This window comes from Acinetobacter nosocomialis NIPH 2119 (genome assembly GCF_000368085.1).
Lineage (GTDB): Bacteria > Pseudomonadota > Gammaproteobacteria > Pseudomonadales > Moraxellaceae > Acinetobacter > Acinetobacter nosocomialis.
Genome location: NZ_KB849239.1, coordinates 2941715 through 2967122, shown reverse-complemented (window position 1 = coordinate 2967122; position 25408 = coordinate 2941715). Strand labels below are relative to the sequence as shown.

The window sequence follows — 25408 nt, the reverse complement described above, 5'->3', positions numbered from 1 at the left end:
AACCAATAAATCAAACCCTGTCGTGAATAACAACAAATCCGGACTGAGGGAAAAGATATGATGGATTATCAAAATGCTGTACAGGCTTTCGATTTGGAAAGCACTGCTAAACAGATGTTGTCAGGTTCACTCGATGCACTGAACGCTTGTTATGAATGCTGTGATCGACATGCAGATGGCGACAAGATCGCGCTGTACTGGCAAGGAAAAGACAGTCGCAAAGAGCAATATACCTTCCGTGAACTAAAAGAATGGTCGAGTCAGTTTGCTAACTTTTTAAAAGCACAAGGTGTAAAAGCAGGCGACCGTATTTCAGGCTTATTGCCAAGAACACCTGAACTGATTGTAACCATTTTGGCGGCTTGGCGAATTGGTGCTGTGTACCAGCCTTTATTTACTGCATTTGGCCCAAAAGCGATTGAGCACCGTATTCAACTTGCACAAAGCAAGTTGGTGGTGACCGATATGGGCAACCGTAGCAAGCTCGATGAAATTGAAAAGTGCCCTGCAATTATGACAGTGGCCGATGCACAAGGGACTCCGCTTAAAGCAGGGGATTTTAATTTCTGGAATGAAGTGAAGCAGCAGTCCGATCAATGTGATCTGGTGATGCGTAGCATCCAAGATCCTTTCTTGCTTATGTTTACTTCAGGTACTACAGGACCAGCGAAACCATTGGAAGTGCCACTAAAAGCACTGATTGCTTTTGGTCGATATATGCAAGATGCCATTGGTTTAACCGAAGAGGACTCGTTTTGGAATATTGCAGATCCGGGTTGGGCTTATGGTCTGTACTATGCGATTACTGGGCCGTTATTTTTAGGTCATGCGACTTTGTTTTATGAAGGCGGTTTTAGTACCGATAGCCTATGCCAAATTGTGAAAGATTATAAAGTTAACAACTTGGCAGGTGCACCAACAGCTTACCGTATGATGATGGCAGCAGATCCGGTACAAATGGCACCGTTAAAAGGCCAGTTCCGTGTGGTGAGTAGTGCAGGCGAGCCGCTTAATCCGGAAGTAATTCGCTGGTTTAAACAAGTCCTTGATGCTCCAATTTATGACCATTACGGACAAACCGAAGTCGGCATGGTGGTGTGTAATCATCATGGTTTAAAACATGAAATTCATGCTGGTTCAGCAGGTTTTCCAAGTCCGGGCTATCGCGTTGCAATTGTTAATGAACAAGGTGAGGAACTTCCGCCTGATACACCGGGAATTTTAGCGGTCGATATTAGCCAGTCTCCAATGATGTGGTTTGGTGGCTATAAAGAAAGCCGTAAATCACCTTTCGTTGGTCATTACTACTTAACGGGTGATACTGCCGAACTTCATGACGATGGCAGTATGAGCTTTGTAGGCCGTAGTGATGATGTAATCACCACATCGGGCTATCGTATTGGGCCTTTTGATGTAGAAAGCGCACTGCTTGAACATGATGCTGTGATTGAAGCCGCAGTAATAGGCGTGCCTGATCCGGATCGTACCGAAGTGGTCAAGGCCTTTGTAATTTTAGCTGCGGGCGTACAACCTTCAGATGCACTTGCTGAAGAACTCAGCCAGTTTGTGAAAAGACGACTTTCTGCACATGCTTACCCACGATTAGTTGAATTTGTGAGTGAATTACCTAAAACTCCAAGTGGCAAAATTCAGCGCTTTTTATTGCGTAATCAAGAAATTGCTAAACAACAAGCTAAAGCAGGGTAAAGGAAATAATAATGCAATTTACCGAAGAACAATTACTCATTCGTGATATGGCGAAAAGTTTCGCCCAAGAACAAATCAAGCCTAATGCCAGTGATTGGGACCGAGACGGGACTTTCCCAAAAGATACTCTGACTCAAATGGGACAACTCGGTTTTATGGGAATGCTTGTTTCAGAGGAATGGGGTGGTTCAGAAACGGGTAACTTAGCCTATGTACTGGCACTCGAGGAAGTTGCGGCAGCAGATGGGGCAACCTCGACCATCATGAGTGTACATAACTCGGTTGGTTGTGTGCCTATTTTAAAATTTGGGACCGACGAGCAAAAAGAGCGCTTTTTAAAGCCTTTGGCACAAGGTGAAATGATCGGTGCTTTTGCCCTAACTGAGCCGCATACAGGATCGGATGCGGGAGCCATTAAAACCCGAGCGGTGAAAGATGGTGACGATTACATTTTAAATGGTGCCAAGCAATTTATTACCTCGGGTAATAACGCCGGCGTCATTATCGTGTTTGCCGTGACGGATCCGAGCGCAGGAAAAAAGGGCATTAGTGCATTTTTAGTCCCACGCGAAACACCGGGTTATGAAGTGATTCGTGTAGAAGAAAAACTCGGTCTGCATGCTTCAGATACCTGCCAAATTGCGCTGACAGATGTACGCATCCATAAAAGTCTCATGCTGGGTAAAGAAGGTGAGGGTCTGAAAATTGCTCTTGCCAATTTAGAAGGTGGACGTATTGGTATTGCTGCACAAGCAGTGGGTCTAGCACGTGCGGCACTTGAAGAAGCAACTCGTTATGCCAAAGAGCGTATTACTTTTGGAAAACCAATTTTTGAGCATCAAACCATCGCATTTCGCCTTGCCAGTATGGCAACCGAAATTGAAGCAGCGAGACAACTCGTTCACTACGCTGCGCGTTTAAAAGAAGCAGGCCAACCGTGTCTCAACGAAGCCTCAATGGCTAAGTTATTTGCTTCAGAAATGACGGAACGTGTGTGCTCAAGTGCCTTACAAGTGTTTGGTGGCTATGGCTATCTCAGAGACTTCCCAATTGAGCGTATTTATCGTGATGCGCGTATTTGTCAAATTTACGAAGGCACAAGTGATATCCAACGTTTAGTCATCGCACGTAGTCTATAAAACCAGAACAAGGAATAAATAATGCAGTGGCAAAGTATTTTATTAGAAAAGCGTAATGGGGTTGGACTGATTACCTTAAATCGCCCTCAAGCGCTCAATGCCTTAAATAGCGAATTAATTAGTGAAATTAATCAGGCATTAGATCAACTCGAAAAAGACCGCGAAATTGGCTGCATCGTATTGGCAGGCTCAGAAAAAGCTTTTGCCGCAGGGGCCGACATTAAAGAAATGGCCGATTTGGCATTTCCTGATATTTATTTAGATGATTTTTTTCATCTTGCAGACCGTATTGCACAGCGCCGTAAACCTTTAATTGCTGCGGTGAGTGGCTATGCATTGGGTGGTGGCTGTGAGCTGGCGCTTATGTGTGACTTTATTTATTGTGCTGACAACGCCAAGTTTGGTTTACCCGAAGTCACTTTAGGGGTAATTCCGGGCATTGGGGGGACACAGCGTTTAACGCATGCCATTGGTAAAGCTAAAGCAATGGAAATGTGCCTTACCGCTCGTCAAATGGGCGCAGTAGAGGCAGAACAAAGCGGTTTGGTTGCACGTGTTTTTAGTAAAGAAGAATTACTTGAACAAACCTTGCAAGCCGCTGAAAAAATCGCAATGCGGTCTTTAACTGCAAACATGATGCTCAAAGAAACCATTAACCGAGCTTTTGAAGTGAATCTTACCGAAGGTTTACGTTTTGAACGCCGCATGTTCCACTCCATTTTTGCAACTGCGGACCAAAAAGAAGGCATGCAAGCATTTGTTGAAAAACGGCAGGCAAATTTTAAAAATCAGTAAGAGATCAATAAAATGAATACAGAAAATCACTTAATGATTGAGCGACAAGGTAAGCTTGGTGTGATCACCTTAGATCGTGTGACTCATCTTAATGCATTGTCGCTAGATATGATTGAAGGGATTGGTGCCCAATTGGAACTGTGGCGAAATGATGCTGCTGTTCAGGCGATCTTAATCAAATCAAATAGCCCAAAAGCCTTCTGTGCAGGGGGCGATATTCGCTATCTCTACGACAGTTATAAAAATGGCACGGCTGATTACAAAGGCTACTTTAGTGCCGAATATAAAATGCTCAATACACTGCGCGAATATGAAAAGCCAATCATCGTTGTGCTTGATGGCTATGTATTAGGCGGTGGTTTTGGCTTGGCTCAGGCGTGTCACATTGTGGTAAGCAGCGAAAAGTCCAGATTTGCTATGCCTGAAACAGCGATTGGTTTTTTCCCGGACGTTGGCGCAACTCATTTCCTGTCTCGCCTTGATGATATTGGCGTTTATATGGCAATTACGGGTGAGCAGATTAGTAGTAGCGATGCGCTCTATCTCGACTTAATTGACTACCATGTACCAAGCGATCAGTTACAAGCTTTACAAGACGCTCTCGTTGAAGCACCAAGTTTAAGCAAAGAGGGAATTGAACGCATCATTACCCGATTTATTACTCGGCCTGTCGAAAGTGAGCTTAAACAACTTGCCGAAGGCATCCGTAAACACTTCGGATATCAGCATTTAGATGAGATTGAGCAAAGCCTTGAAAATGAACAGGATGAAAGCTTAAAGGTTTGGGCGAGTAAGATGCTTAGTATTTTGCAGCAGCGTTCATTTATTGCCAAACAAACCAGCTTGAAACTGCAATATTTAGGGCGCGGCCTTTCACTACAGCAGTGTATGCAGCTTGAGCGTGATTTACAGGATATCTGGTTTGAGCATGGTGACTTTATTGAGGGCGTTCGTGCACTGATTGTCGATAAAGATAAACAACCACGTTGGCAAGAACGTAATCCGGAGTTAGAGCAAATTTTAGAAAAACTAAGCTAACCCATTTTAAAAACACACAAAAAGCTTAAGGAGATCAAGCGAGACCTGAACATGCTTATGGTCAGGACAGGTCATAAGCATAAAAAGACAAAACAAGAAAATCTAAAAAGGACATTACGATGCAAACAATACATGGAAACGGTTCACATCCTAAAAAGTCGTCACATCGATTAGCAGGCATCTCTAGCATGGTTGGCACCACGATTGAGTGGTATGACTTTTTTGTTTATGGCGCAGCAGCAGCCCTCATTTTTAACAAGCTATTTTTCCCAAATCTGGACCCACTTACAGGTGTGCTTGCAGCATTTGCAACTTATGCTGTTGGGTTTATTGGGCGGCCTTTAGGTGGCTTGCTCTTTGGTCATTTCGGTGACAAGATCGGTCGTAAGTCAATGTTGTTGTTAACGCTGATGCTCATGGGAATTCCAACCGTACTGATTGGCCTCTTACCAACTTATGAATCAATTGGATATTGGGCTGCAATTGGCTTGGTGATCTTACGATTTATTCAAGGTATGGCCATGGGTGGTGAATGGGGCGGTGCCGTGCTTATGGCCGTTGAACATGCACCCGAAGGTGGTAAAGGGTTTTGGGGAAGTTTGCCACAGGCGAGTACAGGTGGTGGCTTAATGCTCGCCTCAATCGCACTAGGACTGGTGTCGTTATTATCTGAGCAAGCACTGTTTAGCTGGGGCTGGCGTTTACCATTTCTTGCCAGCATTATTTTACTGGCAGTGGGCTGGTATATTCGTGTAAAAGTGCCTGAGTCACCAGATTTTGAAAAAGTAAAACAGCAGTCTGAAGAAGTCAAAGTTCCTGCCTTTCAGGTTTTTAAAAACCATCCAAAACAACTTATCACCATTATTTTGGCGAGAGCTGCTGAAAATGCATGGTTTTATATTGCGTCAACATTTACGCTAGCTTATACCACTACACAACTTGGTATTCCCCGCCAAGATATTTTATTTGCCACCATTTGTGGTGCAGCCGTGATTTTATTTATGACGCCGTTATGCGGACATTTGTCCGATAAAGTCGGTCAACGCAATATGTTTATGTTTGGCTTATGCGTATTAGCACTTTACTGCTATCCATTTTTTAGCATGCTCAATACCAAAGATCCGGTACTGGTCTGGACAGCAATTGTGCTGGCGATTGGTGTGGTGTTTCCAATTATGTATGCGCCACAAGCACAGCTTTTTGCGCGTCAATTTCCTGCGGAAATTCGTTATAGCGGTATTTCAATTTCGGTACAGTTGGCAGGTGTTTTGGGTGGTGGTTTAGCCCCTATGATTGCCACCAAGCTGCTCAGTATTGGGCAAGGTAACCCATATTTAATTATGCTTTATATTGGAAGTATGGCTGTCGTTGCAATTATATCGACATCATTTATGCCGCGTGATGGAAACTCTAAAACGGATGAGACTTATTATAAGAAAGCAAACTTAAATTTAAAAACCAAGATTGATTGATACGTGTTATTTATTCTTCGCGATAAGCGTATTTCTTGATTATAAAAAAACTAGGTTAACTCATGTCCGAGAGACAAGAGTTAACCTTTAAACCATTACACATCAATTAAACAGGCAAACATAGAATAGCCATCAATCGTCATTGGTGGGCCTGCACGATGGGCGCGAAAACCAGCAGCACGTAATAAACGCTCTACACCCAGAGGAGAGGTCGTAATAAGTTGTTTGGCCCCTTGTTCTCTTGCAAAGTTAATCGCTTCTTGCAGAATTGCAATTGAAACTGGCGATGACACTGCTTGACTTACTGTTGTAGGCGGATTTGAAAAATCTACGGCTGAAAACCTTGATAATTCCCAAATTTCTGGGGAACACGGGAGAGGTATTCCATTAAGTAATTGAGGAAATATTTCACCAAGTAAATATGGTTGAGTCGTAGGTAGTAATCTGGCACAGCCAATAATATTAGAGTCTCTATCTTGAGCGACCACATAAGCTGTATCGACTTTATCAAATTGATCGAGTTCTTCATTATGTGGGCAGTTTAACTCCCATCCTAAATGCTCAACAAATACCTTATAACGGTAACTTTTAAATTTGCTATATAAGCCTTCTGAAAAATTGTTTTGAAATCCAGCAATAATATTCACTACAAGTGCTTCCACTTATTTTTGATGTGACTTTACTGAACAGCTGGAAAGGCGGTAACTGTAAAAATTTACAGGTTTCTAAGAGAAATTCAGACTTACTTTAGACTTGATTAAGCTTGTATTGATTTGAGCATAAATGAACTGTTCCCAGAACAAAGTATCTATCTTCCTTTTGATTAATGTTTCAGTGCTATCAAATCCAATATCTGTACCAGATATATCAACAATCATAATATTGCTTCTAGGCAGACCAGTTCGTTTTAAAGTAACAAAACCGTTTTGTTCAACGAATTCCCAGTCCCATCCTGTACTTAAAGCAGGAGTTTTTAATGTCGCCCATTCAGTAAAACCATAATAAACAATTTGAGATTCTTCAATTTGGGCTGATTCAACGATAGATACAACGTGTTGAAAAGGGTAATTCATGAGTTGGTTCTCATTCATACGAATAAAACCATCTGTCGAAATTGAAAAATGAGGGGTAATGTTGGCCATGCTACCTGTTCAAGTACCCTGAATTAGAAATCTTTTGATAAATACCATAAATTATTGCCAATTAAATACTGTTATGTTTAACAGGTTAAATATAATTTGATGCCCTATATCGTTAAGCTATTCTTATTGGAGGTTTATTTAAGTATTAAGGTTAGCTAAAGTAAAAAATGATTATCTTGTAGTTATAATATAAAAAATGCTTTTAACGATGCTCAATTGACTTACTTTTTTAGCTTTTTTAGGTGGCTTTTATACTTGTTATTAAAACAATAGTTTTAACTAAAATAAGCTACCATGTAATTATTTGATTTGCTAAATAATTATTTATTTTTTTAGTTTGAATATATAATGATTGGTAAAATTATATTTCTTGGGTTATTGTTGAAATGTATTATTTAATTAAATTAATAAAATATAATTTCAAGATTAAATACTGAGCATTGTTTTTTTATTTTAAAAACTATGTTTTTTGGAATAAAATGCATCCTGTAAAATTTAATTTTTTCAAGCATAATCTGTATATTGAATATAACAACCTTAAAGGCTTTCAGAAATTTAGTTTATCTGAATAATTTACAACCATTTGGGCTTAAAAGTGTTGTTAATTGGATGATGAGTTCAAAATCTGCAATTGAGAAAGTAATAAAAGAAGATGAAGTAGTGGAAATATTTTGACAGCCTCATAATCTTTTAGATTTTTGTAGAGTTCTATTGAAATAAAGGTAAAAAATAGCCCTACGCTTCAATTTAATTATTTGGATTCACAAGAGATAACTGAACAAAAAATAATTTCTGAATGGAGCCTAATGAGAGCAAATGGAAAGTTGGCAAGAGGATTTATTATCAGCATTTTTGGTCGTAAAAAATGAAGATGAATTGTTTGAAGTAGTCAAATCTACAGCGTCAAAGCTTGGATTTGATTATTGTGCTTATGGTATGCAGTCACCGCTGTCTATTGCTGAACCAAAAACAATTATGTTGAATAATTATCCTCAGGCATGGCAAAAGCGCTATATAGAGCAACGTTACGTGAAGGTAGACCCTACTGTGCAGCATTGTATGGTATCACTGCAACCTCTTGTCTGGTCGAGTCAAAATGCAAAAACACAAGAAGAAAAAGATTTCTGGGAAGAGGCGCGTTCTTATGGTTTAAATGTCGGTTGGGCTCAGTCAAGTCGTGATTTTATTGGGACGAGAGGGATGTTAACACTAGCAAGATCCACCGATCAATTATCAGAAAAAGAGCAAAAAGCACAATATACAAATATGTATTGGTTGACTCAAACAGTGCATTCCAGCATTGCTAAAATTGTCAATGATGTAGAGTTCTCTCAGTTCAACCTTTATTTAACGAACCGAGAAAAAGAAGCTTTACGTTGGACAGCAGAGGGTAAAACCTCAGCAGAGATTGCTCAGATTATTGGGGTTACTGAAAGAACTGTAAATTTTCATCTTTGTAACTCGATGCAAAAATTAAATGTAAATAATAAAATTTCAGCAGCTATTCGAGCAGTAATGTTGGGACTTTTGTAAAAAGATATATAAAGAATATAGGGTATTATAAAATAAATAATTATATGATATTTATTTAAATATTTTTATAATGTGTATCTTAATTTTTATTTTAAAAATTTAATCTATGAATTTAAAGTAAGGAATAATTTTATTATTTTAAATAAAATTATTTATAGTTTATTGTAATAATGTAGAAATTAAATTTTAATTATCTGAAGTAAAATTAAATAGGTGGAATTAATAATTTAATCTTAAAAGTGAAATTGTATGAAAGTTGATATTTTTTGATAATTTACCTTTAAAAGAACTATAAGTTATACCTCATATAGAAACTAAAAAAAATTAAAACAAAAGCATAAGAAGAAAAACTAAGTAATGATCTGAAGATTAAAAAAATTTACTTAAGAGTATCTAAAATTAGATCAAAGATTGGTCGCTTTTTTAATTGTTTAAAAATTTTTAACCTATATAACTGAATAAAAATAATTTTTAAAAATATTTTAGCTTCTTATTTTTCAATAAGTAACATCTAACCTGTAAACCCTTACAGGTGTAATAAAGGACACTTGTGCATAAAATATAATGTGAATTTATATTTTAAAGAAAAAGTATATTCATTTTTATTAAAACCCCCAACTAGAAATTAATTTCTGAATCAGCAGGTTTTAAGGGTTAATTATAATTAATCGGAGTAAGTTATGGCTGTAATGTGTACGGATAATATCATTGCAACTTTGGAATCCCACGCGAACCTAAATGGGGGTAAGACTGCTTTTGAGTATTTGGGACGCCAATCTAGTGGGATTCAATCTCTAACGTATGCAGATCTGAATAAGCGAGTTCAACACCAAGCTCAGATATTAATGAACCTTGTAGACAGTGGTGATCGTGCAGTCTTGCTGTTCGAACCGGGGCTAGACTTTATCGTATCGTTCTTTGCTTGTCTGAAAGCTAAAATTATCGCAGTACCAGTTAGCTTGCCGTTTAATCGTAATGGTTTTTCTAATATTTTGAATATTATGAATGACTGTGAGCCAAAAATCGTGCTCACAACAAAAAAGATTCTTGAGTTATCGGGCCTAATTACATTAAAAGCTCAAAATGAAAGTTTAATACTACATGCTGTTGATACGGAATTTCAGCGTGACTTGGCGGAAAAGGATTTTCCTTATATTGATGCAGATGATGTTTGTTTCCTTCAATACACTTCAGGATCGACCGGTTGGCCTAAAGGTGTAATTGTCACCCACAAAAATATTATGGCAAATGAAGCCATGATTACGGAGGCTTTTTGTACACAACCTGATGATATCGGCCTTACATGGTTGCCTGTTTATCATGATATGGGATTGATCGGCTCGGTTTTGCAGAGCGTGTATGTGGGGCTAACTTGTTATGTAATGTCGCCTCTGGACTTCATACGTAAACCGCTTAAATGGCTACAATTTATTAGTGAAAAAGGCGTCACGATCAGTGGTGGTCCAAACTTTGCGTATGAATTGTGTTTGCATCGTATTTCAGATGAAGACGCAGCAACACTTGATCTGAGCCGCGTACGTGTACTATTTAACGGTGCAGAACCAATCAAAGCGCATGTCATGCAGCGTTTCATGGAGAAGTTCAATACTCAGTCCAAACTGAAACTAGATAGTTTCTTACCATGCTATGGCTTGGCGGAAGTGACGCTCTTGGTCAGTGGTGTGACTGGACCTCTCAATGCAATTTCTCTTGATCGTGATAAGTTGAATGCCCACTTGGTACAAACCAGTCAGGATCAGACCGCGGTGCAAGTGGTGAGCTGTGGCAAGATCTCGGCGCACATTGATTGCCGCATAGTTAATCCGCATACCCATAAAGAAGTAGCAGCTCATGAAGTTGGTGAAATCTGGCTAGCAGGAGAGAGTGTCACAGCAGGCTACTGGCAGAAGCCTGAGATCAATCAGGAAACCTTTGAAGCAACGATCCTTGATGAAGCAGGTCAGCCAAGTAAAGAATATTACTTAAGAACGGGTGATATGGGCTTTATCAAAGATGGAGACCTGTATGTAACTGGCCGTCTTAAGGATGTAATTATTATCCGTGGCAAAAACTATTACCCACAAGATATCGAATGCTCTGTTGAAATGGCACATCCTGCTGTTCGTAAAGGCTGTGTTGCAGCAGTAAATTTTGCTGATTCTGAGGGTGTTACGGTTGTACTTGAGATCAAGAAGAAGTCATTAAACAAGACTCTTAATTTTGAAAACATCAGGACTCAGGTTAAAGAACAAGTGGCAGCTGATATTGGCTTGCCTGTAGAAGGGGTCTATTTATTGCATCAAGGCCGAATAAATAAAACGACTAGCGGCAAAATTAGAAGAAGAAAAATTAAAGAACAGATCGAGCGAGGTCAGCTGGTCTGTTTGACCCATCCAAACCGTAGAACGGTGATTGCTCGAAATTATATCAAGAACGGCTTAGACGTCATCCGTGATCGTGAGCAGCGGGGGCAGTTGATTCGTTATAGCTCCAATCTACTCAACTCAATGATCAAGGAACGTGAAGTGCGCACGCTGATTTTTAATCGTCTGAAAAGTGCTTTGTTTTAACCCTTACCCTTTAATCATTTGAGTGAAAATTCATGTCACTTACTTCCAATTTGCGGCAGTTTCAATCTGCTGCTCGTCTGGAGCAAATTTTAGGCTCCGTACATGATACCAACAATGATTTTTCTTGGTCCGCTGCCATCGAGCGTGATGAAAAGGAACAGTATCCTCAGCGTGCTGTTGATTTTCTGAATGCGGTGGGCATGAACCGTTTCTATGTACCTTCAGAACTTGGGGGGCGCATGGAAATTGGTGAAGAGTTGTTATATCTGCATCGTGTGTTAGCACGACGCGATCTAACCATCAATTCGACCTATAGTACGAATGCTTGGTCTGTGATCGTATGGATCGGTGGTAATGCGAATCAATGTCAAAACATCGCTAACCGAATTTTAAGTGGTGCTGCGCCAGCACTAGCTTATAGTGAAAAAGCACATGGTGCAGATCTGTTATCTAGTGAAGTGACTGCACAATCTGGTGAAAGCAAGTATGTCTTAAATGGCGAAAAATGGTCGATCAATCGCGCCACTTTAGGTGACTCTTTAAGTCTGATTGCTAAAACATCGAATGATCGTGGACCGCGTAGTTTGAGTGCATTCTGGCTCGATAAGCGTCAAATGGCTTCGAAAGGAACGTATAGCCTGAACCGTCTGCCAACAGTGGGTATGCGTGGTCTAGATATTAGCGGTATTGGTTTTAATAATGCTGAAATTCACAAAGACGCTCTAATCGGTGAAGAAGGCCAGGGCTTGGAGCTTGGTCTCAAGACGCTACAGGTAACACGTGCATATTGCAGTAGTTTCTCGCTCGGAGCGGGTGACACGATGCTACGTATCGCGACCGAATTTGCTATTGAGCGCGAGTTATATAACAAAAAAGTGATAAACATTCCGCTAGTGCGTGAGCAACTCGCCACCGCCTATGCTTATCTTTTAGCGGCTGAGGTGTTATCACTCGTTGGTGCGCGTGGATTACATGTTTGTATCAATCAATTCAGTACATGGTCACCAATCGTCAAGGTCGTAGTACCTGAGTATGTAGAGTCGCTTGCCAAGATCACTTCTTCAGTGCTTGGCTCACGTTTTTTCTTAAGAAATGCATATGCTGATGGAATGTACCAAAAAGCATTCAGAGACCATCTGATTGTTAGTGTATTTGATGGTAGCAGTACCGTCTGTCTAGACAGCCTGAGTTTTCAGCTCAAGTCTGCCAATAAAGGTCGTAGTAAAAAAGCCGATCAACTCAATCAAGCCGAAGCTAAAGCACGCTATCGCCAGTTGTATGACTTGCAGGTAGAGACAGGTGCTATTGATTTTCGTGAGCTGGAGATTTTTAACCGAGATGGTGACTTGGTAATGGAGTCGCTCGGGACAATCATCGAAATGCTCAACAATACCGATGTCACAGCAGGATTGTCTGCCCAAACGCTTTCTACACTACGTGAGCGAGCAAACCAGTTGCTTGTTGAACAGCGCTCATTGGATCAAAAAATTCAGGATTACTTTTCAAACTCTGAGAAAAGCAACGAATTTGAAACGCTGCGCTTTAGCCTTGCCCGTGGCTACGCCGAGCTGTTTGCCCGCATTGCTGTGCTGGGTTTCTGGGTTTTTAACCGTCATGGTTTAAGGCCTGCTTTGCAGGATGGTGCATGGCTGATCATTTTCTTAAATACCGATGAAGGAGAGTCATCTCCTCCTATGGCATCAGTACGTGAAAGCACATTGGCAGATTTGCTAGACCGAATTTCAACTAACCATATGTTATCTGTTATCGATTTTGCATTGGCACCGCGCGATGCCAAACCAGTTAAAGAGGAGATTACCCCATGAATAAGGATAAAGCTTACTGGAGCGCGATCATTCGTACACTAGTAGCCAAAGAAATGCGTGTAGAGCCTGAGACGATTGATCCAGAGCAAAAATTTACCAGTTATGGTCTTGATTCGATCGTTGCTTTGTCTGTCTCTGGGGATTTAGAAGATCTGACAAAACTGGAGCTTGAGCCGACATTACTATGGGATTACCCAACAATTAATACATTGGCCGAATATCTTGTTTCTGAGTTGCAACAGGGAGTTGCTTCATGAATAACATTGCACACCTAGAGCCAAAAATTCTGTCACGTCACGCGATTTCTGCAGAGCAGCTTGGTATTTGGTATATCCAACGTTTTGAGCCAACTTGCAGTGCCTACAATATGGTGGTGGCCTTTGATGTAAAGGTCAATCAACCATTAGGCAACAAACCGATGGAGATTTTGGAAGCGGTGATGGATGATTACCCGCTATTGCGTGTAAGCATGCCTGCCAATGAACAGGGGATTGAGCAACTTATCTGGGATCGCGTGTATCCTAATATTATTTTCACTGATGCTCGACATGTTGAAGCTTCTGATTTGACAAAATTGGTTGAACAAGATACCAAGCAACCATTTGACCTGACTCAACCACCATTGTGGCGTATTCATTGTTATGAACGTGGTCAGAATCATTATGTGGTCGCAGTTGTGATTCATCATGCCTTAATGGATTTCTGGTCAATTGGTCTGTTGCTGCGTGATGTCTGCAAGCGCTTTGGACTAATTACAGAGTCAAATGCGGTAGACGGAATTGAGTTCGCACAGTATGCGGATAAGCAGAAGAACAATGCGACCGACGATGATGATGAAAGCCTACTTTTCTGGAAAAATGCGTTACAGCACGCACCACATGTGCATAGTATTCCGCTTGATTACCCACGTCCAGCTGTGCAGCAACATAAAGGTAGCTCGGTGATTTTCCGTGTGCCTGAGTCAGTATCATCTGGGCTTGTGAGCTTGGCGAAAGATTATGAGATCACATTGTTTGGTCTTGTACTATCTGGCTTTTATATCCTACTGAACAAACTATCAAATGAAAATAATCTAGTTATTGCCACAGCAGTAGCAGGTAGGCTTGAGCGTTCTTTGCGTAATGCGCTTGGGCAATTTGTCAATACAATAGCTCTTCATGTAGACATTGATGCTGATCAAACCTTACGCCAATTTACGCAACAGGTCCAAGAACAATTAAAACAAAGCCTAAAACATCAAAAAGTTGCCTTTTCTAGAGTAGTTGAGGCTGTCTCACCAAAGCGCGATGGCAGTATTAACCCATTGGCTCAGGTGGGAATGTTCTGGGAACGTCTAGGCGGCATGGATGAGTTTAAGGAACTACTCTTACCAATCCAGAATCCAGCTACATTAGTTGGTCAAGACCTGACTTTAGGAAGCTTTCCAGTTCGCCAGCAAGAAGGTCAATTAGACATTATGCTGGAAATGGGGGGTGAATATCAGGGTGAATTGGTTGGTGTACTGAAATACAATTCCGAAATATTCTCTGCAGAGTCTGCCGAAAATATGGTGCAACTGCTGCAAATCATACTATCGGAGATGGTGACCCATCCTGAGCGTAAGCTCATTGAGTTAGATATTGCTCCTAGTTATGCGAATAACATCCAGCTAGGCTATCTACATGGTCAGGTTACGGACTATTCTAAGCATGATTTATTGGCAATGATTCTGAAGCAGATTGACGAGCGTGGTGACAACTATGCTACGACCTGCAGAGATCATGATGTCAGCTATCATGAGTTAGGTCAGCATATCGCTGGTATCGCTGAATATTTGCGTGCACACAATATTACCAATGGTGATCGTGTAGGTCTGATGTTAGACCGTACTACGCTATTGCCTGCTGCAATCCTCGGAATTTGGGCGGCAGGAGCAGCATATGTGCCATTAGATCCTAGTTTCCCAAGAGAACGTCTGCATAACATCGTAGAAGACGCTGAACCTAAAGTCATCTTGACTCAAGCTGAGTTAATGGATGCTGTTAATGTTTCTGTGCCTCGTTTAGATATTAATCGAGCTGGTGTTGTACCCCTTGAGCAAGTGCGTGAGACACTTGCCTTTGGTGATACCGCTTATGTGATGTACACCTCAGGTTCGACAGGGAAGCCCAAAGGCGTGCGTATTGGGCATCCTTCAATGGCTAATTTCTTGCTGTCTGTGAATGATAGGCTGCAAGCAACGCCAGATATGCAGTTATTGGCGATTACAACTTATGCCTTTGATATTTCGGTTGTTGAGCTATTGATTCCGTTGATGTATGGCGGTGTGGTACACGTCTGCCCACGTGAGGTATCGCTAGATGGTAACTTGCTGGTGGACTATATGCAGGCGAAGTCGATCAATATTATGCAGGCAACACCAGCCTCTTGGAAAATGCTTTTAGATAGCGACTGGAACGGTATTCCGGGTATGACTGCAGTTAGTGGCGGCGAGGCACTCGATCCTATACTTGCAGAAAAACTTTTGGGCAAAGTAAGTTGTCTCTGGAATATCTATGGTCCGACCGAAACTACAGTATGGTCCAGTGCAGCTCATATCACCGATTCAAAATTGATTGATTTAGGCCAGCCAATGGCGAACACCCAGCTTTATGTTCTTGATGAACAACAGCGGTTGGTCCCACGCGGTGTTATGGGAGAGCTCTGGATTGGAGGCGATGGCCTAGCAATTGATTACTGGCAACGACCTGATTTGACAGATGCACAATTCAGAACCTTGCCATCTCTACCAAATGCCGGTCGACTTTATCGTACTGGAGATAAAGTCTGTTTGCGTATGGATGGGCGTTTGACCCATCACGGACGTCTGGACTTCCAAGTCAAGATCCGTGGATTCCGTATTGAACTGGGTGAAATTGAGAATGTTCTCAAACAGATCGATGGTATTACAGATGCCGTAGTATTGGTTAAGACCACTGCCGACAACGATCAGAAACTGGTGGCCTATGTGACAGGGTCTGAGATTGATATGGCAGGTTTGAAAAAGACCCTGCAAATCCATCTCCCAGCTTATATGGTGCCAAGTACGTTTATCCAATTGGATGAATTTCCAATGACGGGTAGTAACAAAATAGATCGTAAGGCGTTCCCTGAGCCAGTGTTTGAGCAGAGCAATGATTATGTTGCACCACGAGATTCGATCGAAATCGAGCTATGTACGACCTTTGAGCAGATTTTGTCAGTTAAGCGAGTGGGTATACATGATGATTTCTTTGAGTTAGGCGGGCATTCATTACTTGCGGTGAAGCTTGTCAATCATCTCAAGAAGGTATTTGGTACCGAATTATCAGTTGCCTTACTAGCACAGTACTCCACTGTAGAAAGTTTAGGCGAGATCATCCGTGAAAATAAAGAAATCAAACCTTCCATCGTAATCGAATTACGTCGTGGAACCTATGAACAACCGTTGTGGCTGTTCCATCCGATTGGTGGTAGTACTTTCTGTTATATGGAGCTTTCGCGTCATCTCAATCCGAATCGTACTTTACGTGCTATTCAGTCTCCAGGATTGATTGAAGCTGATGCTGCTGAAGTAGCCATTGAAGAAATGGCGACACTCTATATTGCTGAAATGCAAAAGATGCAGCCTCAGGGGCCTTATTTCCTCGGTGGATGGTGCTTTGGTGGTGCGATTGCATACGAGATCAGTCGTCAGTTGCGTCAAATGGGGCAGCAGGTCACAGGGATTGTCATGATCGATACTCGTGCTCCAATTCCAGAAAATGTACCTGAAGATGCCGATGATGCCATGCTCTTGTCTTGGTTTGCTCGTGATTTAGCTGTCCCTTATGGGAAAAAGTTGACGATCCCAGCGCAATACTTGCGCGAATTAAGTTCAGATCACATGTTTGACCATGTGCTTAAAGAAGCTAAAGCTATCAATGTTATACCTTTGGATGCTAATCCATCAGATTTCCGACTTTACTTTGACACTTATTTGGCTAATGGCGTCGCACTCCAGACCTATTTCCCAGAACCTGAAGATTTTCCGATCCTCTTGGTCAAGGCTAAAGATGAGATGGAAGATTTCGGGGAAAGCCTCGGTTGGGATCAACTGATCAAAGATACGCTTACACAAGTGGATCTGCCTGGTGACCATTCATCGATTATGTTCGCTGAGAACGTGGCGGCTGTGGCCCAGACAATTGATCAGATGTATCCAGTTCCTGCATAAAAAATATAAGAAGGTAGAACCACTATGGTGACCATAGAACATGCTTTCCTCATACCAGGCGATATTGATAAGGTCTTTAAATATCTTGCCAACCCGGGTCATGATGCAAGCTGGCAATTGTCATGTAAGCATTCTGAGCTGCTAGATAATACTCCGCGTGTGGGCAGTAGGTATGAAATCGGTTTGACCTTTGCTGGTCGTGAGTTGGCCTTTAAAGGTGAAATTACACATCTGGTACCCAACGAATTATATGCCTTTCAAGTGCTAGAAGGACCTTTTCTTTATACGGGTACTTACCACTTTAAACCGCATCCAGAAGGTACATGGATTGAGTGGCTTTTTGTGGCGGAACCAGGCGGCTTTTTTGGTGTCTTTCCCGATGCACTGCTAAAAAAGATGGTTCTTGCCCAGTTCAAGAAAGATCTTATTAATCTCCAAGCACTGGCCAAAAAGGGTGGAACCTATGAGGCAGTGAGTCAGCAAGCACAGGAGATCGAAGAACCGTCGCAAGAGATCGAGAAGCTATCGCAGGAGATCGAGAAGCCATCACAAGAGATTGAAGAGCCAGCACAAGAGGCCGATAAAAAATCACACGAGATCGAAACACCACTTCAAAAGACTCATCCAGTGATGGAAAAATATGCGCGTTGGATTCTCAGCCATCGCCGTATTGTGCTGACCGTAGTCATGCTCTTAACGATTGTCTTGGCATATCTCGCATCGGGCGTAAAAATTATTATTGATCCGGGCGCACTTGCACCTAATGGGCATCCTTATATCACCTCGACCAAACTGATCGAAAAGAAATTCGGTTCCAAGTATATGGTCGTGATCGGCATCACACCGAAACAAGGTGATATTTATCAGCCGCAAGTATTAGAAAAAGTTAAACATATTACCGAGGAAGTTGACAATGCACCTGGCGTAGTTCGTTCTACGATGATGAGTCTGGCTGCACGCCAAGCCAAAGGGATCATGGCTAATTCGGAAGGGTTTGATGCCAAGAAATTATTGCCAACCAGTTCTGTAACTCAGGACGATATCGATCATTTGAAAAAAATGTTGGCAATGAACCCGACCTATATGAATTCAGTCGTATCTAAAGATCAAAGAACTGCTGCAATTTTGCTTGAGCTTGAGGAAAGCCCGGAAGGCTTCCAGAAGATGATGGCTCCAATCAACAAAATTGTAGAGAGCGAACAATCTAAAGATATGACCATCAGTGTTGGTGGCAATCCCGTCTATCTCGATAAAGCTGAAGATTATTCTAAGCGTATCAATATCTTGTTCCCAATTGCTGTGTTGGTGATAGGTTTATTGCACTTTGAAGCATTTCGCAGTAAGCAGGGGTTGATCTTGCCACTCGTTACAGCTTTGCTGTCTGTGGCATGGGGTATGGGCATGATGGGCCTATTTAAACAGCCGATGGATATTTTTAACTCGCCTACACCAATTTTGATTTTGGCCATCGCAGCAGGTCATGCCGTACAGTTGTTAAAGCGGTACTACGAAGACTTTGACCGTTTGCTTGCTCAAGGGATGGAGCCTAAAGCTGCCAATAGTGAAGCTGTTGTTCAATCTCTGGTCCGTGTTGGTCCTGTTATGATATTGGCTGGCGGAATTGCAGCGGCTGGGTTCTTCTCCCTGTTAACTTTCAATATTCCGACTATTCGTTCATTCGGTATTTTTACTGGGATCGGGATCATTAGTACACTCGTGATTGAGATGACTTTTATTCCGGCACTGCGCTCGATGTTGCCACCACCTTCTGCTACGAAGGTCAAACGTAAAGGTCTACCGATATGGGATTGGATTCCAAACCGTATTGGTGATGCTATTTTGTCAGTTCGTCCGCGAATGATGTTAATGACTGCGATTGCGGTAGTAGGTGTCTTACTTGCTATCGGCACCAGCCGTATTGTAGTAGATAACGATAGTCGAAATTTCTTCTCGCGTGACCTACCAATGCAGCAAGACGACAGATTTTTGAATCAGTCTCTTGGTGGAACAAATAGCCTTTACATTATGGTCGATACTAAAGTTCGTGATGGTATCGAAAACCCTGAAATTCTCAAAGCAATTGATAATACAGAAAAGTTCGCGAATTCAATTCCAGAGGTCGGTAAAACAATCTCTATTGTGGACTATATCAAACGGATGAATCAGGCCATGAATGCCGATCAGCCACAGGCATTTCAGGTTCCTGCAACCAAAGATGTTGTCGCTCAGTATTTACTGTTGTATTCAATGTCTGGTGAGCCGACGGATTTTGATTCCTACATTGATACCACTCAGCGCTATGCCAAGATTACGATTCTGATGAAAACAGGTAGTAATCATCGCATTACAGAAATCCTTGAATCTCTAAAAACTTATATGGCAGGTCAATTCGGTGATAAAGCTGTAGTAAGTTTTGGTGGTGACGTGACTCAGACTATTGCTTTAACTGAAACAATGGTCCACGGCAAACTCATGAATATTCTACAAATTTCATTTGCCGTCTTCTTTATATCAGCTTTGGTCTTCCGCTCACTTTCAGCTGGGCTGATCGTTCTGACACCCCTTTTATTCTCAATTCTTGCGATCTTTGGGGTAATGGGTTGGCTCAATATTCCCCTCAATATTCCAAATTCTCTCATCTCGGCTATGGCTGTTGGTATCGGTGCGGATTACGCCATCTACTTCCTCTATCGCTTGCGTGAAATCTTGCGTGAAGAAGGCGGAGATATCAAAGATGCTGTTCGTAAAACCTTAAGTACAGCTGGTAAGGCTTCTCTTTTCGTCGCGACTGCGGTTGCTGGTGGTTATGGTGTACTGTCCTTATCACAGGGCTTCCACGTACATCAATGGCTAGCGCTGTTTATTGTGATTGCGATGCTTTTCAGTGTATTTGCAACCTTAATTATGGTACCTACAATGATTTTGATGCTAAAACCACGTTTTATCTTTTCTTCAAATAAGAAGAGCATTCCTGTTGCACAAACTGTCGTGACAAGCCTTTTGTTGGGTACGGCACTTACTTTTTCACTACCTAAAACATCACATGCAGATGAGGCTCAAGACATTGTTAATCGTAGTGATGATGCCTCTAAGTTCTTGTCTTCAACTGCTAGCGCCAAATTTATTCTGACGTCTAAAAATGGTGAGCAACGTGTACGTATGACTAAAAATATGACTAAGCTTGCTGGAAATACTCAGAACAATATGCGTTTGACTGAGTTCATCTCGCCAGCGGATGTCCAAGGCACTACGACACTGTTGATTGAAAATGCAAAAGGCAGTGATAGCATGTTTGTCTATTTGCCTGCATTGAAAAAAGTACGTCGACTAGCATCAGCGAATAAGGGCGATGCTTTTATTGGTACCGATTTTAGTTATGGTGATGTACTTGGCTATAAGCTCAGTGACTGGAAGTACACGAAACTGGCAGATGGCAAATTTAATGGTAAAGATTGCTACATGATTGAAGCAACGCCAATCAATAATACGGTGAAGAGTGACTTTGGTTATAGCAAACGTCGCATGTGCATACTCAAAGACAACTTTGTTACAGCAACCATCGATATTTGGGATACCGCAGGTAAGCCGTTAAAGCACATTGAGTTCACCGATATCCGTCCTTACGGCAAAGTGAAACCAAGATGGCAGGCTATGAAATCTATGGCGAAAAACTTGCAAACTCAACATATGACGCAAGTGATCGTCAATGATTTTGTCGCAGAAAAAACTTTATCCGATAAGCTTTTCTCACCGCAGAGCCTTGAAAAATGACGCAAGGTGCCTATTGGGTATTTGCATGCTGTAGTAGCTTTATGCTACTGCAACATGCTTATGCAGATGACAGCGAAATTAGTTTTGTAAGCCAGAACTCGGTCAGACTCGATGTGTGGTCATCAGATCGTGATTTAAGTTCGTTAAAAAATATTGGGCAAGCAAGTTTCTGGTCCAATGGTACGCTTAAGTTTAACCCAGCGTTTAAGATCCATTACGATATAAATATTGGAGACGAAACGGACCATACTGTAAATCCGGATCAGGTGAGTAAGGTGAATCGCAACTTACGTGAGTTGTATGCATCTTATAACTGGGATCAAACGTTTTATTTCGACTTTGGTCGCCAGATTGTGGTCTGGGGGAGAGCTGATGGGATTAACCCAACGGATAATCTCTCGCCTCGTGACTATACGCGTCTAGTGCCAGATGAGACAGATCAACGTCTTGGAAATGACGCACTCAAATTGACGTATATTCCTGAATCTGGAACTAATAAATGGACGGCATTATGGTATCCGCGTAGCCGTTCAGATGTGATTCCATTGCGTCAGATTGCTGGTGTTCAGTATGACATAGACCGTAAGAGCCGTCCTGCGTTTGCAGTGCGTTGGGATTATTCCGTAGATGGTCTAGATGTAGGTGCATCGTATTTTTCAGGTTTAGATCACATGCCTGATCTGTCATTGCAGTCGTTATCTCCAACAGGAGCAACGTTACAATTGAAAAATAATCCTATGTCTGTCTATGGGATTGATTTCAGTTATAACCGTAACGATATCGTGTGGCGTGGTGAAGCTGCATATACAAAGACTGACTCGGATGGCAGCGAAGATCTTACACATAAGAAAAATAATTTAACCGTGGTCATGGGACCCGAATGGTCATTAAAAAATACTACGCTAAGCTTAATGGGTGTGTACAAACATACAGAGGACGTAAGGTCTGCCGATAGCTTGACAGATCCATTATTGAGAGAAGTTTACCGTTATCAGCAAACAATTAGTGATCAATATCAGCAAAATCAGTATGGAGCTATGCTGCGCTATGCACTTAACCTGCTGAATGACAATTTAAAATTAGAAGTAACAGGGTTCTATTTTGCGCCCAAACCGAATGAGTTACTAAGAGTACGTATTAATTACAACCTCAATGATCACTGGCAGCTGAATGCAGGTGGCGATCGCTTCTGGGGCAGAAATGATACTGTGTTTGGACAATTTAGAGATAACAGTCTGGTATATGCCCAGATTCGATATAATTTTTAAGATAATCCGCTTCAAGTAATACTGGAGCTCGCAATCCCTAATAAGGTGATTTATGGATAATTTAAATAAAGCAAAAAAAGATAATTTTTCACGGAAAACTATATTAGTAACAGGTGCAGCTGGTTTTATTGGAAGCAGATTAGTTGTTGAACTTTTACGTCAAGGTCATCAAGTAATCGCTGCACTGCGTAATGCTCCAACCAAGAAAGAAAAACTATTAGATTTCATTGCAACAGAAGGGCTGATTGATCCCTCTATTTCTTTTGTTGAATATGATTTAAGCCGTGATTTTAAGCTGGACTCTCTATTAGCGGATACTCAAACGAAGATCCATGTTATTTATCATTTGGCTGCATCATTTAATTGGGGAATTAGTAAAGCTGATGCTCAACTTACCAATGTAAAATCAGGCCTTGCCTTGATTGAGTGGGCGGCAACATTAAAACAGCTTGAGCGATTCATCTGGATTGGTGGATACCGCATGGTTTCTCCACCGAAAGGTTCACCTGATGATTTATATCGTAAATACGGCGGTTATGAGGCTTCGAAACTTTTAGGTCATCAGGCTTTCATTGAGGCTTGTAAGCGTTTAAATGTGCCATGGACTGCAATACATCCTGCTACAGTTATTGATGGTTTTTATCGTTATGGCGATATGCAATATATTGGTATTGCCGAAATGATTGGTAAGTTATATCAGGGACGACTGATGGCACTGCCTGGTGGTCGTGACACATTCTTACCACTTTGTAATATGCAATATATTGTAAGCTTCCTAATCCGCACCATGTTTTATCCTGAAACCATTGCTCAGGAGTATATGCTGCTCGATCCTGCGACGCCGAAATTTCATCACCTGATCCATCTGGCTGCCGAGTATTTAGGAGTGAGTACACCACATTTGCAACTCCCTAAAATTCTACTCGAGAAATTACCTGAAGTATTGCTTGATAGCTCCAAAGAGCAACTTGCTTTCATTTCTAATGAAAACTATCAAGTCGCTGAAACAGAGATGATGGCAACGAAGATGGGGATTGCTGATCTAATCAATACTACTCCTTATTTCTCTCACTGGATTGATCGTCTGGTACTCACACGTTTTGGTCATATGCAAGTAGCTACACCGAGTCGTTTCAGCTATCAGAGTCGATATTGGACAGAAACCTATATTAAACAGTCGCTTGGTTCAGAAAAAGCTTCTGCATTATTTTTACATGGAATCCCATTTGATAGTGCATGCTGGTCTCCAATCATCAATAGAATTACATATGATCAGGTCGCTATGATGGACCTACCGGGACTTGGGCGTTCGGGTAGTTATGAGATAATGGAAGATAACAACCATCAATTTATTGATGTTGCTTCAAAGCTTTTAGCACCAAATAGTGTTGTGATTGCTCACTCGTTAGGGTGTCTTTTCGCATTAAATCTTGCAAAGAAATATCCAGATAAAGTTGCTCGCCTTATCCTGATATCACCTTATTTTGTTCAGGCGCGGGCTGCTAAAATATTCCAAATACAGGCCATCTCTAATTTAATTTTCCGTTTTGTGCCGAAAGATATCATTGCTAAAGATCTGCATCCAGATGGACAAAAAAATCCGTCAGTGGGCTATGCGATGGATTCATTATGTCGTGTGTCAGTATCTAAGCATATTAGCGAGTATATGCATCTCGTTAATTTGCCACAGCAACGAGCCGCTCAAACTACTCTGCTCAATGAGCTTCGATCTAAAGTCGAGATTATTATTGGAGAGAAAAATCCAATTGTTACCCCAATAAGTCCTGATATTCCTGTACATATCATTGCTGGCGCAGGTCATAATCCACACATTACCCATGTAGAAGCGGTTTATGATTACCTCACACCAGTTCTAACAAAGTATATCAGTACTACAGCGCAACTTAGTGATGTCTGATATACCCCAAGTGCAGGTTTATATTTGCCCAGTTTCACGGGTACCAGATAATCATCTCATATTGAGTCATTATCTCAGCTTTCTCAATGCCGCAGAAAAGTTGAGATATGATCAATATCTTCCTCAGGCAGCGCGTCTTTTCTTAATTTCTCGTGTCTTAACGAAGTCTGTTCTAGCAGATAAGCTGGGTATTTCAGCCCATCAAGTCAATATTCAATTACAACCGAACGGTAAACCTTTTGTACAAGGTAGTAAGACGATTTATTTTAATCTTAGTCATTCAGCGGACGTTATTGTCCTTGCTGTGACTGAAGAAGGGGAAATCGGTGTTGATGTTGAACGAGTGAATCGAGAGTTCCAATGGAGGCGTGTCGATAGTGTATTAGACCTAAGTGAAATAGAGTGGATTCAGGAAAATGAACCGATTGACCCATTCAGCGTATATCAGCGGTTTTTTCAAATATGGACCTTGAAAGAAGCCTATATTAAATGTACTGGTCAAGGAATGAGTAGCCATTTAAAGAAGCTGAATTTCAGTGTCTTTTCTGAACATATAAAGTTTTTTGATGCAACTCATAATGCTCAAAAAACAGAACATTATTATTTTCAAAGTTATATCTATGACTGCAATTTTATCTTTTCCATATGTTTACAGCAGAGCCACCATATAGAACGCTTTAATATGGACTGTTTCCAATTATTGCCGTGTATATCTATGCATCCAATGAAGCCGACACCTTGTAAATATAATTAAATGGATGTAACTGGCAATTTAAAAAGGTGAATCGGGTAGAAGCTAGAAAGTCTTTCGTTGGACTTGAACCGGGTTCTTCTCAGTAAGTTATGCTCTGAATTGATAAAGTAAAAAAATAAGGATCGATAAAAAGAAAAAAGCCCCAGTCTTTTGACTAGGGCCTTTTAAATTTGGAGCGGGAAACGAGACTCGAACTCGCGACCCCAACCTTGGCAAGGTTATGCTCTACCAACTGAGCTATTCCCGCATATATGAGCAGTTT

General features: G+C 41.3%; 16 protein-coding genes and 1 tRNA gene. 14 read left to right on the top strand and 3 right to left on the bottom strand.

The annotated features are described in order from the left end of the window. Positions 1 to 57 precede the first annotated feature (57 nt). The 5 genes from F984_RS17715 to F984_RS17695 all read left to right on the top strand — a co-directional run bounded on the left by F984_RS17715 (position 58) and on the right by F984_RS17695 (position 6151). Positions 58 to 1707, top strand: a complete 1650-nt coding sequence (locus tag F984_RS17715; RefSeq protein ID WP_004711108.1) for an AMP-binding protein — start codon at positions 58 to 60, stop codon at positions 1705 to 1707. 11 nt (positions 1708 to 1718) lie between these two features. Then, on the top strand, positions 1719 to 2846 hold the full coding sequence (locus tag F984_RS17710; RefSeq protein ID WP_004711105.1) for an acyl-CoA dehydrogenase family protein: 1128 nt from the start codon (positions 1719 to 1721) through the stop codon (positions 2844 to 2846). Positions 2847 to 2867: 21 nt separating this feature from the next. Then, entirely contained in the window at positions 2868 to 3641 is a 774-nt protein-coding gene (locus F984_RS17705) for an enoyl-CoA hydratase (protein ID WP_004711103.1), read from the top strand. 12 nt (positions 3642 to 3653) lie between these two features. Beyond that, complete coding sequence (locus tag F984_RS17700) at positions 3654 to 4679, top strand: enoyl-CoA hydratase/isomerase family protein (protein ID WP_004711101.1); 1026 nt, start codon at positions 3654 to 3656, stop codon at positions 4677 to 4679. Positions 4680 to 4798: 119 nt separating this feature from the next. Then, entirely contained in the window at positions 4799 to 6151 is a 1353-nt protein-coding gene (locus F984_RS17695; RefSeq protein WP_004711099.1) for an MFS transporter, read from the top strand. A gap of 95 nt (positions 6152 to 6246) precedes the next feature. Here the strand turns inward: F984_RS17695 and abaI are convergent, their stop codons facing one another. Together abaI and F984_RS17685 are read right to left on the bottom strand one after the other, a co-directional pair. Beyond that, positions 6247 to 6813, bottom strand: a complete 567-nt coding sequence (gene abaI, locus F984_RS17690) for an acyl-homoserine-lactone synthase AbaI (RefSeq protein ID WP_079377154.1) — start codon at positions 6811 to 6813, stop codon at positions 6247 to 6249. A gap of 63 nt (positions 6814 to 6876) precedes the next feature. Next, positions 6877 to 7293 (bottom strand): DUF4902 domain-containing protein, encoded by a 417-nt coding sequence (locus F984_RS17685; protein ID WP_004711096.1) that lies wholly within the window; start codon positions 7291 to 7293, stop codon positions 6877 to 6879. An 816-nt stretch (positions 7294 to 8109) separates the two neighbouring features. Between F984_RS17685 and abaR the strand changes: the two genes are divergently transcribed. From abaR to F984_RS17640, 9 genes are all read left to right on the top strand, one after another. Next, on the top strand, positions 8110 to 8826 hold the full coding sequence (gene abaR / locus F984_RS17680) for a LuxR family transcriptional regulator AbaR (protein WP_004711094.1): 717 nt from the start codon (positions 8110 to 8112) through the stop codon (positions 8824 to 8826). 680 nt (positions 8827 to 9506) lie between these two features. Then, the gene (locus tag F984_RS17675; RefSeq protein ID WP_004711091.1) at positions 9507 to 11396 is read left to right on the top strand and encodes a fatty acyl-AMP ligase; all 1890 of its coding nucleotides are present in this window, start codon (positions 9507 to 9509) and stop codon (positions 11394 to 11396) included. Between the two features lie 50 nt (positions 11397 to 11446). Beyond that, positions 11447 to 13222 (top strand): acyl-CoA dehydrogenase family protein, encoded by a 1776-nt coding sequence (locus tag F984_RS17670; protein WP_079377502.1) that lies wholly within the window; start codon positions 11447 to 11449, stop codon positions 13220 to 13222. Then, on the top strand, positions 13219 to 13479 hold the full coding sequence (locus F984_RS17665) for an acyl carrier protein (protein WP_002054205.1): 261 nt from the start codon (positions 13219 to 13221) through the stop codon (positions 13477 to 13479). The genes F984_RS17670 and F984_RS17665 overlap by 4 nt, the downstream gene beginning before the upstream one ends. Then, positions 13476 to 17435, top strand: coding sequence for a non-ribosomal peptide synthetase (locus F984_RS17660; protein WP_004711087.1), 3960 nt, complete (start codon positions 13476 to 13478; stop codon positions 17433 to 17435). Before F984_RS17665 ends, F984_RS17660 begins: the two co-directional genes overlap by 4 nt. 24 nt (positions 17436 to 17459) lie before the next feature. Continuing rightward, complete coding sequence (locus tag F984_RS17655) at positions 17460 to 21206, top strand: outer membrane lipoprotein-sorting protein (protein ID WP_004711085.1); 3747 nt, start codon at positions 17460 to 17462, stop codon at positions 21204 to 21206. Further along, a complete protein-coding gene (locus F984_RS17650) occupies positions 21203 to 22474 on the top strand; it encodes a hypothetical protein (RefSeq protein ID WP_004711082.1) in 1272 nt (423 codons plus the stop codon). The genes F984_RS17655 and F984_RS17650 overlap by 4 nt, the downstream gene beginning before the upstream one ends. Before the next feature lie 52 nt (positions 22475 to 22526). Further along, the gene (locus F984_RS17645) at positions 22527 to 24392 is read left to right on the top strand and encodes an alpha/beta fold hydrolase (RefSeq protein ID WP_004711080.1); all 1866 of its coding nucleotides are present in this window, start codon (positions 22527 to 22529) and stop codon (positions 24390 to 24392) included. After that, on the top strand, positions 24385 to 25146 hold the full coding sequence (locus tag F984_RS17640) for a 4'-phosphopantetheinyl transferase family protein (RefSeq protein WP_004711077.1): 762 nt from the start codon (positions 24385 to 24387) through the stop codon (positions 25144 to 25146). Before F984_RS17645 ends, F984_RS17640 begins: the two co-directional genes overlap by 8 nt. Positions 25147 to 25317: 171 nt before the next feature. Here F984_RS17640 and F984_RS17635 read toward each other — a convergent pair. After that, positions 25318 to 25393 (bottom strand) — tRNA-Gly (locus F984_RS17635). Positions 25394 to 25408: the final 15 nt, after the last annotated feature.

Bases quoted from the DNA above. Each gene is read 5' to 3' on its own strand.
- F984_RS17700 (WP_004711101.1), top strand. From the start codon at position 3,654: ATGAATACAGAAAATCACTTAATGATTGAGCGACAAGGTAAGCTTGGT.
- F984_RS17665 (WP_002054205.1), top strand. From the start codon at position 13,219: ATGAATAAGGATAAAGCTTACTGGAGCGCGATCATTCGTACACTAGTA.
- abaR (WP_004711094.1), top strand. From the start codon at position 8,110: ATGGAAAGTTGGCAAGAGGATTTATTATCAGCATTTTTGGTCGTAAAA.
- F984_RS17655 (WP_004711085.1), top strand. From the start codon at position 17,460: ATGGTGACCATAGAACATGCTTTCCTCATACCAGGCGATATTGATAAG.
- F984_RS17705 (WP_004711103.1), top strand. From the start codon at position 2,868: ATGCAGTGGCAAAGTATTTTATTAGAAAAGCGTAATGGGGTTGGACTG.
- F984_RS17685 (WP_004711096.1), bottom strand. From the start codon at position 7,293: ATGGCCAACATTACCCCTCATTTTTCAATTTCGACAGATGGTTTTATT.
- F984_RS17710 (WP_004711105.1), top strand. From the start codon at position 1,719: ATGCAATTTACCGAAGAACAATTACTCATTCGTGATATGGCGAAAAGT.
- F984_RS17695 (WP_004711099.1), top strand. From the start codon at position 4,799: ATGCAAACAATACATGGAAACGGTTCACATCCTAAAAAGTCGTCACAT.
- F984_RS17645 (WP_004711080.1), top strand. From the start codon at position 22,527: ATGGATAATTTAAATAAAGCAAAAAAAGATAATTTTTCACGGAAAACT.
- F984_RS17640 (WP_004711077.1), top strand. From the start codon at position 24,385: ATGTCTGATATACCCCAAGTGCAGGTTTATATTTGCCCAGTTTCACGG.
- F984_RS17675 (WP_004711091.1), top strand. From the start codon at position 9,507: ATGGCTGTAATGTGTACGGATAATATCATTGCAACTTTGGAATCCCAC.
- F984_RS17715 (WP_004711108.1), top strand. From the start codon at position 58: ATGATGGATTATCAAAATGCTGTACAGGCTTTCGATTTGGAAAGCACT.
- F984_RS17660 (WP_004711087.1), top strand. From the start codon at position 13,476: ATGAATAACATTGCACACCTAGAGCCAAAAATTCTGTCACGTCACGCG.
- F984_RS17650 (WP_004711082.1), top strand. From the start codon at position 21,203: ATGACGCAAGGTGCCTATTGGGTATTTGCATGCTGTAGTAGCTTTATG.